At 50.9% G+C, this 13166-nt stretch carries 14 protein-coding genes; all 14 read left to right on the plus strand.

Annotated features, from left to right (window positions below):
- Positions 1-14: 14 nt before the first annotated feature.
- The 14 genes from EVJ33_RS12750 to EVJ33_RS12815 all read left to right on the plus strand — a co-directional run bounded on the left by EVJ33_RS12750 (position 15) and on the right by EVJ33_RS12815 (position 13140).
- Positions 15-1763 carry a sensor histidine kinase gene (locus EVJ33_RS12750; protein WP_131437710.1) on the plus strand — a complete coding sequence of 583 codons (1749 nt, stop codon included), beginning with the start codon at positions 15-17 and terminating at the stop codon, positions 1761-1763.
- Entirely contained in the window at positions 1760-2467 is a 708-nt protein-coding gene (locus EVJ33_RS12755; RefSeq protein WP_131437712.1) for a response regulator transcription factor, read from the plus strand. The genes EVJ33_RS12750 and EVJ33_RS12755 overlap by 4 nt, the downstream gene beginning before the upstream one ends.
- A 15-nt stretch (positions 2468-2482) precedes the next feature.
- Complete coding sequence (gene deoD, locus EVJ33_RS12760) at positions 2483-3196, plus strand: purine-nucleoside phosphorylase (protein WP_131437714.1); 714 nt, start codon at positions 2483-2485, stop codon at positions 3194-3196.
- A gap of 141 nt (positions 3197-3337) precedes the next feature.
- Positions 3338-4495 (plus strand): MFS transporter, encoded by a 1158-nt coding sequence (locus EVJ33_RS12765; protein ID WP_131437716.1) that lies wholly within the window; start codon positions 3338-3340, stop codon positions 4493-4495.
- 90 nt (positions 4496-4585) lie between these two features.
- Positions 4586-5971: an aldehyde dehydrogenase gene (locus tag EVJ33_RS12770; RefSeq protein WP_131437718.1), complete on the plus strand. Its 1386-nt coding sequence runs from the start codon at positions 4586-4588 to the stop codon at positions 5969-5971.
- Between the two features lie 173 nt (positions 5972-6144).
- Positions 6145-6855 carry a Crp/Fnr family transcriptional regulator gene (locus EVJ33_RS12775; RefSeq protein WP_131437720.1) on the plus strand — a complete coding sequence of 237 codons (711 nt, stop codon included), beginning with the start codon at positions 6145-6147 and terminating at the stop codon, positions 6853-6855.
- A 258-nt stretch (positions 6856-7113) separates the two neighbouring features.
- Positions 7114-7233: a cytochrome c oxidase subunit 2A gene (locus EVJ33_RS12780; protein ID WP_232819585.1), complete on the plus strand. Its 120-nt coding sequence runs from the start codon at positions 7114-7116 to the stop codon at positions 7231-7233.
- Positions 7234-7254: 21 nt separating this feature from the next.
- On the plus strand, positions 7255-7725 hold the full coding sequence (locus EVJ33_RS12785; RefSeq protein WP_131437724.1) for a cytochrome c oxidase subunit II: 471 nt from the start codon (positions 7255-7257) through the stop codon (positions 7723-7725).
- On the plus strand, positions 7726-9411 hold the full coding sequence (locus tag EVJ33_RS12790; RefSeq protein ID WP_131437726.1) for a b(o/a)3-type cytochrome-c oxidase subunit 1: 1686 nt from the start codon (positions 7726-7728) through the stop codon (positions 9409-9411).
- Between the two features lie 52 nt (positions 9412-9463).
- Complete coding sequence (locus tag EVJ33_RS12795; protein ID WP_131437729.1) at positions 9464-10069, plus strand: kinase; 606 nt, start codon at positions 9464-9466, stop codon at positions 10067-10069.
- A 126-nt stretch (positions 10070-10195) separates the two neighbouring features.
- A complete protein-coding gene (locus tag EVJ33_RS12800) occupies positions 10196-10588 on the plus strand; it encodes a GntR family transcriptional regulator (RefSeq protein ID WP_131437731.1) in 393 nt (130 codons plus the stop codon).
- Positions 10566-11246: an ABC transporter ATP-binding protein gene (locus EVJ33_RS12805; protein WP_131437732.1), complete on the plus strand. Its 681-nt coding sequence runs from the start codon at positions 10566-10568 to the stop codon at positions 11244-11246. Before EVJ33_RS12800 ends, EVJ33_RS12805 begins: the two co-directional genes overlap by 23 nt.
- Positions 11243-12043 (plus strand): hypothetical protein, encoded by an 801-nt coding sequence (locus tag EVJ33_RS12810; protein ID WP_131437734.1) that lies wholly within the window; start codon positions 11243-11245, stop codon positions 12041-12043. Before EVJ33_RS12805 ends, EVJ33_RS12810 begins: the two co-directional genes overlap by 4 nt.
- 11 nt (positions 12044-12054) lie before the next feature.
- Positions 12055-13140 carry a hypothetical protein gene (locus tag EVJ33_RS12815; protein ID WP_131437736.1) on the plus strand — a complete coding sequence of 362 codons (1086 nt, stop codon included), beginning with the start codon at positions 12055-12057 and terminating at the stop codon, positions 13138-13140.
- The last annotated feature ends 26 nt before the right edge of the window (positions 13141-13166 follow it).

The following is a 13166-nucleotide window of genomic DNA, read 5'->3' on the forward strand; positions in this document are numbered from 1 at the left end:
GAGGCGATGTGTGGATGAGCATTCGGACGAAATTGACGGGGATGATCGCCTTGACGATTATCATCCCCGTCATTTTGGCGACGGTCATTTCTTTTTGGTACGTCAAAGACCGAGAGCGAGAGCGGGGGCTCCAACTTACCGAATGGTCGCTTGAACGTGGGACGCTGCAGATGGAGCGGTATGTCTCGGACTTGAGCCGCCTGCCGACGAGTCTGTATGCGAACCGAGATGTGCTCGATATTCTCGAATACGGACCGGGGCTGTCCCTGCAACAGACCGAGCTTGAAGTACGGCGTGCCCTCCTCGGGATGTACTTGTCACGTGAGGATGTGGCTCAGATTCAACTGCTCATGCTCGAGGACATGGACTCGTTCGCCGCCTATAAAATGAAAGTGTCGCCGCGATCGAAAAAACAACCGAGCGCGATTCAGCAGCAGCTGTTGAAGGATGAAGAGAGTCGCGTTCTGCTCGAGGCATCGCATCCGCTCGTGCCGTATCATGATTTTGGGCCGCTCGTCTCGGAAGAAGAGGTCGTCACGCTCCATTTTCGGCTCGATAAAATCGAGACGGACCAGCCGCTCGCGATTCTTTCCATTGATATCCCGGAAGACGTCTTCACCGGACAGCTCGCCTCGCTACAGAATAACCCGAGCGAGAGCCTCTGGTTCGTCGGAGGCGGCAATCAAGTCTTCGCTCAACTCGGGGATGGTGAGATTCCACGGAACGAATCGACGAGCTCGTTGTCGAGCGATGGGAAGTACCACCGCATCGTCAAGTCGTTCGAGTTTGAGAATCAAACGTTCTACGTCGGGAAATCGATTCCGGATCGTCTGTTGACCGAGCCGGCTTCACGTACGTCGTTCATCGTTTTCGTCGTCGGGATGGTGTCGCTCGTGTTGGCGTTGATTGGTGCGACGTACGCATCGATGCGTTTGACGACGCCAATCAAGACACTCACCTCAAACATTTGGCGCATCGAACAAGGGGATATGACGGTTTCATTCGATTCCCTCGGAAATGATGAGTTCGGTGTGCTCGGTCGACAGTTTAAGCGGATGATTGAACGAATCGATGATTTGATTCAACGAGAATATCGCCTGGCGCTTGAGAATCGAACGAACGAGCTGAGGGCGCTCCAAGCCCAGACGAACCCACACTTCCTGTTCAACGCCCTACAGTCGATTGGGACGCTCGCCCTGAAAGGAGACGGCAAGACGGTGTATCGGTTGATCACCCAGCTCTCCTCGATGATGCGTTACACGATGCATCCGGACGAATCGATGGTGACGCTCAAACGTGAAGTCGACCATCTGAAGTCTTATGTTCGGTTGCAACAAGTCCGTTTTCCCGATCAATTTGAGATTGAGGTCGACGTGCCTGATTCGCTTCTCGACTTGACCGTCCCGAAGATGATTTTACAGCCGCTTGCTGAGAACTTCTTTAAGCACGGGTTCGAACGGGATGGCGCGACAGCATCGAACCGCTTCTCGGTCCGGATTCACCAAGTGGGACCTGACCTCGTGATTCGATGTGAGAATAGCGGACGAGACATAGCGGACGAAGAGTTGGCGCTGTTAAAAGAACGGATTGAGGTGTCGACCCAGCCTTTGAATGGGACAGAAGGTACCGGTTTAAAGAACATTCGGGATCGACTCATGTTAAACTATAATCGGGAGGCTCAGTTTATGTTGGCTACACCAGAGACAGGCGGATTTCGTATTGTCATGCGTTTCCCGGCCGTGAAGGAGGCGGATGCGTCATGACGAAAGTATTGATCGTCGACGATGAGTCGCCGGTACGGGAAGCGGTGAAACTGCTCGGGGAGTGGGAGCGACTCGGTGTCACGAAATTGATTGAGGCGCAGGACGGGGAAGAAGCGAAACGAATCATCGCCAAGGAACGGCCGGCTTTGGTTTTATCGGACCTGCAGATGCCTCGATGTAACGGCATCGAGTTGATGGAATGGGTTCATCAGGAAGCTGAGGCGACTAAGCTGATCGTATTGACGGGATATGACGAATATTCGTACATGCGTCGTGCGATTCAGCTCGGTAGTTTTGATTACTTGCTGAAGCCGATTGACCCAGACGTCTTGAACGAGACGCTCGCACGCGCCCTCGCGGACGTCACTCCTGACGAAGACGATCCGATTCTACAGATTGGCGCGTTCATCGAACGCCATTATGCGGAAGAACTCAGCTTACAAGGGATGAGCGAGCGCTTTTACTTGAGCCGCGAATACATATCGCGTCGCTTCAAACAGCAGTACGGCGTCAACTTATCCGAATACTTGCTGTCGATCCGAATGCTCGAGGCGAAACGTCTCCTTGAGACGAGTAGACAACGTATTTATGAAGTCGCCCAAGCGGTCGGCTTTTCGGATGATAAATATTTCCGGAAAGTCTTTAAAAAACAAGTTGGCATCACTCCCAATGAATATCGGGAACAGTGCCAACGACTATCTTGAAGGAGGAATTTAATCATGAGTGTACACATTGGGGCAGAACCAGGACAAATCGCAGAAACGGTATTATTACCAGGAGACCCGCTTCGCGCGAAATATATCGCGGAAACGTTCCTCGAGGACGTCGAGCTTTACAACGAGGTCCGTGGGATGTATGGTTTCACAGGGACATATAAAGGAAAACGCATTTCGGTCCAAGGGACAGGGATGGGCGTTCCATCGATGTCGATTTACGTGAACGAATTGATTATGTCATACGGCGCGAAAAACTTGATCCGTGTCGGTACGGCTGGCGGGATTCAAGAAGACGTCAAAGTACGTGACGTCGTCATCGCCATGAGTGCATCGAGTGAGATGGGTCAAAACCGCGTCCGTTTCAACGGGATGGATTATGCACCGACAGCGACGTTCGACCTCCTACATCGTGCGTATATGAATGCTGAAAAAGCCGGCATCCCGGTCAAAGTCGGTCAAATCTTCACGGCCGACCAGTTCTACCAAGATGATTTCCACCATTTCAAAAAGTGGGCCGACTTCGGTTGCCTCGCGATCGAGATGGAAGCCGCAGGCCTCTACACACTCGCTGCGAAACATAAAGTGAACGCGTTGACGATCCTTACGATCTCGGACCACTTGTTGACAGGTGAAGAGACGACATCGGAAGAGCGTCAATCGACGTTTGACGAAATGATCCGTGTCGCACTCGACACAGCGGTCGAAGTCACAAACTAATGAACACGCCTTACAGACCAATGGTTTGTAAGGCGTTTTTGTGTCTGCGCGCTTTCTCGTGTATACAAAGTGAAACCGGCAGGCTAGACTGAAGCTGAAACGAACAGTTCAAACATCGAGCTGTACGAAGGAGTTGTGATCATGAACAAAGCATCCGCTTTTGTCATTTATAGTATCGTCTTTTTCGCTTTCTTTGATTTATTCGCCCAACTTCCCGTCATGAGCACGTTCGCGACATCGGTCGGAGCGACACCGTTCATCGCCGGTCTCGTCATCGCCATCTATTCGTTGTCGAACACGTTCGGGAATATTTTGTCCGGCATTTGGACCGACCGGATTGGTCCAATTGTCATTTTGCTCGTCGGTCTCGGGCTATCGAGCCTCAGTCTAATCTCATATCACCTCGTCGATTCATCGACGACGCTTCTCATCGTCCGGATTGTGCACGGCTTTGTCGCCGGCTTGATCGTCCCGGCCGCGTTCACGTTGTCTGCCAACTTGACCGCCGCGAACCGTCAAGGTAAAAAAGTGGCGTTGACCGGTAGTTTTGTCGGTTTGGCAGCCATCGTTGGTCCGGCGTTCAGCGGGATCATGGCGAGCCAGACGACCGTACCCGTCGTCTTCACGTACGTCGCGCTGTACGGGGCAGCGGTCGCGTTCCTCGCATTCGTCTTTTTGCGCCCGTCGACGTTAACAGTTGAAACTTCCCATCGTACAGATGAAGAGCCGTCGCGCCTCGATCGTGACGTCGTGAAGGCGTATATCGGCGCTTTCCTGTTGATGTTCTCACAAGGGGCGCTCGCGTACTTGCTTCCCTTATACGTGCAGTCACTCGGGTATGACTCTCGTCTGAGTGGGACGTTGCTCAGCACGTTCGGCATCATGGCGGTGCTCGTGTTTGTGTTGCCGACGAACCGTTTGTTCGATCAAATCGAACCGGCGAAGCTCGGGGCACTCGGTGTCGGGATTCTCGGGGTGAGTCAACTGTTGATCGGCCGGGCTGAGACGTCGGGTCTTCTGTACGGCGTGCTCGCCTTGTATGGCGTCGGGTTCGCGATTTTATTCCCGGCAATCAATACGATGTTGATTAAAGCGACGAATCAAGCTAATCGGGGCAAGTCGTACGGCTATTTTTATGCCTTCTTCTCGCTCGGAACGGTGACGGGATCGGCTTTTTTAGGCTGGCTCTCCATCTCGGTGACGCAAAAATTTACGGTAACCGGAGGCATCTTGCTCGCCGCTGGCTTGATTCTCGTCGTCATGCAGCAAACGAAAAAACGTGACGTGCCTGTCAGATAGACTGGACGTGTTTCGAAGGTTCAAAATGGTCGATGGGCAATAGGAAATGATAAGATGAAGCTAGCGCTATCATCCAAGGGAGGCAGATTTATGCTCGCACCAATCGAACAGTTGACCATTGAAGAGCTCATTCGTAAACAACGTCGCTTCTTTCGGACGCAAGCGACCAAGCCGCTCGCATTCCGTCTCAGCATGTTGACGTTTTTAAAAGAATCAATCAAGCATCATGAAGCAGAGATTCTTCAAGCGTTGGAGCAGGATTTGAACAAATCAGAACTCGACGCGTTCACGACGGAAATCGGTTTTGTCTATGACGAGATTACACGGACGACGCGTGAGTTGAAGCGTTGGATGCGGCCGAAACGTGTCCGTGGCGCCGCGATCCATCTCGGAACGAAAAGTGAGGTCATGTATGAACCTTATGGCACGGTATTGGTGATCGCTCCGTGGAACTATCCGTTTCAGTTGGCGATCGCGCCGCTCATTGGAGCAATCGCCGCAGGGAACACGGCCGTCGTCAAACCTTCAGAATTGACACCGAACGTCGCCCAAATGATTACAAAAGTGCTCGAACGGGCGTTCACTGACCGCTACGTCGTCAGCGTCGAAGGGGACAAGGACGTTGCGTCCGAGTTGCTTGCCCAGAAGTGGGACCATATCTTTTTCACCGGGTCGACACCGGTCGGTAAAATTGTCATGGAAGCGGCGGCGAAACATTTGACGCCGGTCACGCTTGAACTCGGCGGGAAATCGCCGGCGATCGTCCATGACGATGCCAATATCGAGATTGCTGCGAAACGGATTGCCTGGGGCAAGTGGATGAACGCTGGACAGACGTGTGTCGCTCCGGACTATGTCCTCGTCCATGAATCAAAACGCGAGGCGTTCCTCGAAGCGATTAAACGCGAGGCGTTCACGATGTTCGGGAACGGTGTCGGGACAAAGCGGTTCACACGGATTGTCAATGTGACACACTTCGACCGCCTGACCGGATATTTGACTGAGGGCGACGTGTTCTTCGGAGGCCAGACCGACCGCGATCAATTAAAAATCGCCCCGACCGTTTTGACGGATATCGAAGAAGACGCGAACGTCATGAAGGATGAGATCTTTGGGCCGATTTTACCGGTGCTCACGTATCGTCAACTCGACGACGTGATCGACTTTGTCGGAGCACGTCCACACCCGCTCGCGCTCTATTTGTTCACAGAGACAAAAACGGTCGAGCAGACGGTGATGAAGCACCTCACGTTCGGCGGAGGCTGTGTCAATGATGTCCTCATGCATTTGACCAACCCGAACCTGCCGTTCGGTGGAGTCGGTGAGAGCGGTATGGGCTCGTATCACGGTCGTTACAGCTTCGAGACGTTCAGTCACGCCAAATCGATTTTGCGCAATACGACGAAATTTGATTTACCGGTTCGTTATCCAAACTTTAAAGGGGCCGAGAAATTGATTCGACTCGTCTACCGATGATTGGATTGGACTGCAGGCTTCCTGCAGTCTTTTTTTTGTGAACGAAAACATGAGAAGATTGTTTGAAATGTCACATACTTTTATGAAAATGTCCATTTTCCTCCTGTATAATAAAGCCATAGATCACGCACGAGGCCTGATTAGGCATGAGACCAGTGGAGGGAGCAGACAACATGACTATGAAATGTGGGACGACCCAACCGAACAGCTTCGTTTTTTCAGAAGAGACGAAACAGCTATTATTCGAGATGATGACGTTTCAAGAATATTCGAAAGCAAGTATCGTTTGTTGGGAAGGCGAAAAATGCAGTAAATTCTTTTACTTGAAGAGCGGTACCGTCAAATTCACGAAGCTGACGAAAAAAGGAAGCTCGCTCATCATGTTCATATACGGAGTTGACGATTTCTTTGGAGAGTTCGATATCGATGAGGTGTTCCCAAGCTCATATAGTATCGAGACGACTGAGGACAGTGTCATCGGATGGATTTCGAAACAAGAGATGGACGAGCTCGTTCGTCAAGATGCGCAACTGGCCTCGGAGGTGTTGCGTTGGACGTCGATGATGCGTAAACAGTCCGAGATGAAACTACGTGACTTGTTGCTCTACGGGAAGCCAGGTGCGCTCGCCTCGACGTTGCTTCGCATGGCGGCGATGCACGGCGTGGAGGAGCAGGAGGGGGTCGTCGTCCCGAAACATCCATCTGACGGCGAACTCGGTCAATTGATTGGTGCGCCTCGAGAAACGGTCAATCGAATGATGAACCAGTGGCGTAAAGAAGGTGTGTTGACGACGACTCCGACGTCGATGGTGTTGCATGACATCGATTTCTTAAAAGAACTATGTTATTGCGAAGGCTGTCCCGCAGGCATTTGTCGGCTTTGATGTGCTATTTGTCTATCCGTTTTGTAGAGGATCAGACAAATCGTGTTGTCACAACATAAGAGAAGAAACGGGTGATTGGACCGACCGATATCGGAGCAATCGCCTTTTTTTATGCCTATTTTCTAAATGTGAACTTTATGTGTGAAAACTACGCGAATTTGATGTGATTGTCACTTTTGAAGTGACAAATGTCACATATTAATCCACGTCCCATTTCATACAATGAGAGTGGAAATCAAAGGGAAAGGGGTCCTTCACGTGGAGAAAAACGATGGACAAGAACCGAACTTAAAAGGCACGTTCACATCGGTCATGATTGTCGCTGGCGTCATCATTGCCATGTGGTCGTCGGTCTTTTACTTATTTGTGACACGATAACGAGCAAGGGAGAGAAGCACGATGCATATTCATAAACTTGAGAAGTATTGGTTAGTATTCGGCATTATTCTATTAGGCGTCTTTTTGACAGTGCTCGGCATCTCTGCGTTCGCGGCAGGGAATCAGCCAGCCTCGGACGCTGATTTGATCGACCCGGCAAAAGTGCATCAAACCGCACCGTTCGACAAACCAGGGCTTCATCAGATCGGCGACAACGAGTATGAACTCGTCATGGTCGCTCAAGCGTTCACGTTCACACCGGGCAATGTGGAAATTCCAAAAGGTGCGAAAGTCACGTTTCTCGTCACCTCACCGGACGTCGTCCATGGGTTCCAGTTGACGGGGACTCCGGTCAACATGATGGTCGTACCCGGCCATATCAACTCGCTCACGTATACGTTTGATGAGGCAGGCGAGTTCTTGATTTTATGTAACGAATACTGTGGAACCGGACATCATATGATGTCGACAAAAATTAAGGTGGTGGACTAAATGAATGACGTAGCCTCAAAACTAAAGCAGTGGGAAATGGAGCGCGGCGTCCCGGTACCGAGTATAGGTGCCAAAGAAGCACGCCTCGCATACGCCCACGTCGTCATCTCAGTCCTCGCCGTCTTGATTGGCGGTTTGGCAGGACTCATGCAAACGCTCATCCGGACAGGTGTCATTCCGGAAGTGTTCGGCTATTATCAATTGTTGACCGCACACGGAATCATGCTCGGTCTCGTCTTCACGACGATGTTCATCATCGGTCTTCTTTACGCGCTCCTCGCCAAGTCGTTCGGACGTTTTGAGTCGTTCCCGACCCGGGTCGCCTGGCTCGGATTTTGGATGATCATCGCTGGCGCCGTGCTCGTCACAATCATGGTGCTCGCCAATAAAGCGACTGTATTGTATACGTTCTACGCACCGCTCATGGCAGACCCGATTTTCTATATTGGTCTCGTCTTGTTCGTCGTCGGTACCTGGTTGTCTGCGTTCGCCATGTTCCGGATGTATGCCGACTACAAACGAGAGAATCCGGGCGTTCATCCGCCACTACCAGCGTATATGAGTATCATGACGATGCTCCTATGGGTCATCGCCACGCTCGGTGTCGCCGGAACGATTTTGTTCCAACTGCTCCCGCTCTCGCTCGGTTGGAAAGACACGGTCGGAATCGAGTTGTCACGGACGCTCTTCTGGTACTTTGGTCACCCGCTCGTCTATTTCTGGCTCATGCCGGCTTATATCGTCTGGTATACTGTCGTACCAAAAGTCATCGGCGGGAAGATTTTCTCGGATGCACTCGCGCGGATGGCGTTTCTCTTGTTCCTCTTGTTCTCGTTCCCGGTCGGTTTCCACCACCAGTTGACAGAGCCAGGGATTGATCCGTTTTGGAAGTTCGTTCAAGTCATCTTGACGTTCCTCGTCGTCATTCCGTCGTTCATGACGGCGTTCTCGCTGTTTGCGACGTTCGAGTTGCGCGGTCGCGCACTCGGTGCCCGCGGTCTATTCGGTTGGGTCAAGAAGATGCCGTATGGGGATGTCCGCTTCCTCGCGCCGTTCGTCGGGATGTTGTTCTTCATTCCGGCAGGTGCCGGTGGGATCATCAACGCGTCACACCAATTGAACGCGATGGTCCACAATACACTATGGGTCACGGGCCACTTCCATATCACAGTCGGGACGGCCGTCGCCTTGACGTTCTTCGGTACTGCGTATTGGCTCGTTCCTGTCCTTCGAGGTCGTACACTCACGAAATCGATGAACCGACTCGGATTGATTCAAACGGGAACGTGGGCGTTCGGGATGTCAATCATGTCTTATGCGATGCACATCTCAGGTCTACAAGGTAACCCGCGTCGGACTGGTCCAGCGACATACTTCTCGGACGCACTCACGCGCGAATGGATTCCGTACCATATCGCCATGGCGATCGGTGGGACGATTCTCTTGATTTCGGTCTTCATCTTCGTCTACTCGATGTTCAACTTGTCGTTCCTCGCGCCGAAAGGAGAAGAGGAGTTCCCGCTCGCTGAGACGGAAGAGGCAGCGATGGAGACGCCTCGTTTCTTCGAGAACTGGAAACTTTGGATCACTGTCACGTTCGTCTTGATCGCCTTCGCCTACACGATCCCGATTTGGCACTTGATTGAAAGTGCACCTCCGGGAGCGAAAGGTTGGATGCTTTGGTAAACTGAAGTCAGCCCTAGCGGCTGACTTTTTTTTGTGGGAAGGGGATGAGGAGATGGACACCTTACGGGACACACTTCGCCAAGAATATGCCAAGCATCCACAAGACCGTCCGTTCATCGTGGCCATCGATGGCTTGAGCGGAGCCGGGAAGACGACGCTCGTCGAAAAGTTGCGCGGGACCTCATCGAATGAAGTGGTGCTACATATCGATGACTTCATCGTCGAACGACACCGGCGTTACGAGACGGGACAACCGGAAGCGATGGAATATTATGCGCTCCAATGGGACGTCGATTTGCTCGTGGAGACGCTATTCAAACCGCTTCACGAAGGGCAGACGACGCTGACGTTGCCATATTATGAACGAGACCGGGATGAGGTCATCATGCGAACGGTTGAGATTGCTCCGAACGCGCTCATCCTGATTGAAGGCATCTTTTTACTCCGTGACGAATGGCACACTTATTTCGATTACGTCGTCTATCTCGACTGTCCGCAAGAGGTCCGGTATGAACGTGTCCTGCATCGTGATACGTATATCGGCGACTTGTCGGAGCGTATTTACAAGTATGAGCGCCGATATTGGCCGGGAGAAGCGCATTATCTCAAGACGGTCAATCCGAAAGCCAAAGCCGATCACATCATTCGATCTAGTTGACGCATCCGCATGAGCAGCGGATGCGTTTTTGTTTTGGAAAAAAACGGTTGACTCTGTTAGTGTACTATGGTGATAATACAGTTAGGTAGTGTATTAGTCGCATCATACACTTAGAGAGGTGACCATATGATTATACAATTCAACACGAGAGCTCCCGTCTACATCCAAGTCGTCGACCACTTCAAAAAGAAGATGGTGCTTGGTGAACTGCAGGCGGGCGAAGAGATGCCGTCGCGGCGAGAACTCGCGACCGAACTGAAAATTAACCCGAACACCGTCCAAAAGGCGTTCAAAGAGATGGAGGAACAACAATTGATTACGACCGAACGGAACCGTCCGAGCCGAGTGACGACGGATGAACATGTATTGAAACGCATCCGCACCGAGCTCGTCGATGAGGCGATCGCCGTCTTCGTCGAATCGATTCAAGAACTCGACGTCACGATGGATGAACTCGTCGATAAAATCAAACAGCAATACGGAGAGGGGAATCTCGATGATCGAAGTACTGGGAGTTAAAAAACGTTACCGCAAAAAACAAGTCATCGAAGATGTGTCGTTCACGGCTCAAAAAGGGGAAATCACCTGCCTGATCGGCTTGAATGGGACCGGGAAGTCAACCATTCTCAAAGGCATCATGGGACTGACACCGTTCGATCAGGGGACGGTGCTCGTCGACGGAAAACCGATCGATTTGAATCGCGTCGCGTTCGTACCGGACCACTCGACGTTCCCGATCCATTTCACAATCGAGCAGTGCGAGGCGTTCATGCGCGACTTTTATCCAACGTTCGACCCGAAATTGTTCGCGCGTCTCGTCGACGAGTTCAAGCTGTTCCCGGAAGACAAGTTGAACGAGCTGTCGAAAGGGACGCTCGCCAAAGTGAACTTGGCGCTCGGGATCGCCCAAGACCCGGATTATTTATTGCTCGATGAACCGTTCTCAGGGATTGACGTGTTCTCAAAAGAACAAATCGTCGAGTTGTTCTCGAGTGACTTGATGGAAGACCGTGGCGTCTTGATTACGACGCATGAGATTGACGATATTGAATACTTGGTCGACAAGGCTGTCATGTTGAATCGAGGACGGATCGCTCGGGAGTTCGACGTCGAGGACGTCCGCTTCATTCATGGAAAGTCGATCGTCGATGTCATGAGAGAGGAGTACGGCGCATGAACCTATTGAAATTGATTGGCTGGGAACTCGATCGCGTCAAAAAGATGTACGGGTTGTTGCTAGGGGTATTGATGACGATTCAATTCGGTTGGTTGGCCGTCTTTCTATGGCGGAATACAGTACTGAATGAAGAATACAGACGTGAAGGTCAAAGCTTGTTGGTAGTGTTTCATTCCTATCTCATGAGCACTCCTTACATTTTGTCGATTGGGAGTGGACTCATCGTGATGCTCGTCTTTAGTGGTTGGATTTGGTATCGAGAATTTTGGGGCCGTGGCACGTTCATGATGCGCTTACTGACGTTACCCACGAAACGGATTCAACTGTTCATCTCGAAATTCATCACGGTCATGATGATGATTTTAGGGCTGATTGCCGTGCAATGGTTCGCGCTCGTTATCGAATATCAGATTTTCACAACGTGGTTGGATGGACAGGGGATACGACAACAAGATACGTTCGCAGACATTCGACAACTAGATGTGTTCTCCCTTTTATATCCGACATCATTCGTCAATTTTATCATCCATGTGATGCTTATCGCTTTCGTCGTCTTAACAGTCTTCACGTTCGTATTGGTGGAACGGAGCTTATGGCAACGAACAATCTTTTCTCCGCTCGTGTCCATCGTGCTCATCGGAGGCGTCCTCGCGATTCCATCAACCATCTTTTATATCGTTGAACAATATTTGTTTATGGATGAGCTCGCACTCATCCTCGTTATAGGGTTTCTCTTCAGCGTTGCGACATTGACGATAATTGCGCGACAGTACTTACAAAAAAAAATAAGTGTGTGAGGTGAAGTGACATGAGACGTATACTGAATATCGCAGCTTTAGGCGCAATCATCGTAGCGGGAATCGGTACATATGCCGTCAATGGGGAACAAAACCAGGACGACTGGATGTTACACGTCGATTCGAACGAGGCCGTATGGAAAAATCGCGCGGTACGCCTCTCGGCTACTGATATGGATCGATCGGGTCAAGATGTAGAGGTGTCTATTGATGGGAGTCGATTTGTCAATGGAAGTTATATTGACGAAGTCATGCAATATCGAAGCGATATCGGGGGACAAGACCGCTCGTTCGCTCGTGCTTTAAAGCAACTTAATTATACGCAACAAATTAAAACGGAAGACGGCTATGTGGCTATCGGACAAAAAGACCAAGACACGCTCGTATTATTGCAATCGAAAGACGGGAATATGGTCGAACGGACAGAGTTTCCTAACGTACAGTCGATTGTCGACAGTGGATGGGGCGGAATGTTTGTTTATGACGGTACTGTTCATATCGTGTATAACGAAAACTATGAACTGACGAATCAGCATGTGGCGGTGCTCGACGTAGCGACAACAACGATTGACACGAAAAAAATCGCACGTGATGGTATGCTCATTGAATACGTGATGGGTGAAACGTGGGGATTCGCGTTAGGTGATGGTCAGCGAACGACAATCGGGAAAGACAATCGCTACATCCCGATTCAAGCGACACGCTTAGAGACGGTCGAGGCAGACGATGGTGAAGCGTATTCAGAACATATGTCTTTATCTGGCTTATACGTCTACGACGTCGAAGAAAATCGGGTCGTTTCATTAGATGTTGAGCAAGAAGCAATTGCAACTAGCGTATTCGGGGATACGTATCAGGCCCTTCTCGCCGATGGGACGGAGACGAATATCAACTTAAAAACGTTAACCGAAACGTCACGGACAATCATTCAAGACGAAGTCGGGACAGCAAGTTATTACGATGGGTTGCTTTACCATGTGAGTCCGACAGAAGATGGGGCCAAAGTCGATGTCTATGACGGAGCCGACCTCGTCTCAGAGGCGACCGTGACAGGGAAAGAGGTCAATCCCGACTCATTCCAATACTATGTCTATTAAAAAAGAGGCAGCGCGAGAGCTGCCTC

This window comes from Exiguobacterium sp. SL-10 (assembly GCF_004337025.1).
In the GTDB taxonomy this organism is placed as follows: domain Bacteria; phylum Bacillota; class Bacilli; order Exiguobacteriales; family Exiguobacteriaceae; genus Exiguobacterium.

What these genes read in the sequence shown, in the direction of transcription:
- EVJ33_RS12750 (WP_131437710.1), top strand. Translation starts at nt 15, where the DNA reads ATGAGCATTCGGACGAAATTGACGGGGATGATCGCCTTGACGATTATC.
- EVJ33_RS12755 (WP_131437712.1), top strand. Translation starts at nt 1,760, where the DNA reads ATGACGAAAGTATTGATCGTCGACGATGAGTCGCCGGTACGGGAAGCG.
- deoD (WP_131437714.1), top strand. Translation starts at nt 2,483, where the DNA reads ATGAGTGTACACATTGGGGCAGAACCAGGACAAATCGCAGAAACGGTA.
- EVJ33_RS12765 (WP_131437716.1), top strand. Translation starts at nt 3,338, where the DNA reads ATGAACAAAGCATCCGCTTTTGTCATTTATAGTATCGTCTTTTTCGCT.
- EVJ33_RS12770 (WP_131437718.1), top strand. Translation starts at nt 4,586, where the DNA reads ATGCTCGCACCAATCGAACAGTTGACCATTGAAGAGCTCATTCGTAAA.
- EVJ33_RS12775 (WP_131437720.1), top strand. Translation starts at nt 6,145, where the DNA reads ATGACTATGAAATGTGGGACGACCCAACCGAACAGCTTCGTTTTTTCA.
- EVJ33_RS12785 (WP_131437724.1), top strand. Translation starts at nt 7,255, where the DNA reads ATGCATATTCATAAACTTGAGAAGTATTGGTTAGTATTCGGCATTATT.
- EVJ33_RS12790 (WP_131437726.1), top strand. Translation starts at nt 7,726, where the DNA reads ATGAATGACGTAGCCTCAAAACTAAAGCAGTGGGAAATGGAGCGCGGC.
- EVJ33_RS12795 (WP_131437729.1), top strand. Translation starts at nt 9,464, where the DNA reads ATGGACACCTTACGGGACACACTTCGCCAAGAATATGCCAAGCATCCA.
- EVJ33_RS12800 (WP_131437731.1), top strand. Translation starts at nt 10,196, where the DNA reads ATGATTATACAATTCAACACGAGAGCTCCCGTCTACATCCAAGTCGTC.
- EVJ33_RS12805 (WP_131437732.1), top strand. Translation starts at nt 10,566, where the DNA reads ATGATCGAAGTACTGGGAGTTAAAAAACGTTACCGCAAAAAACAAGTC.
- EVJ33_RS12810 (WP_131437734.1), top strand. Translation starts at nt 11,243, where the DNA reads ATGAACCTATTGAAATTGATTGGCTGGGAACTCGATCGCGTCAAAAAG.
- EVJ33_RS12815 (WP_131437736.1), top strand. Translation starts at nt 12,055, where the DNA reads ATGAGACGTATACTGAATATCGCAGCTTTAGGCGCAATCATCGTAGCG.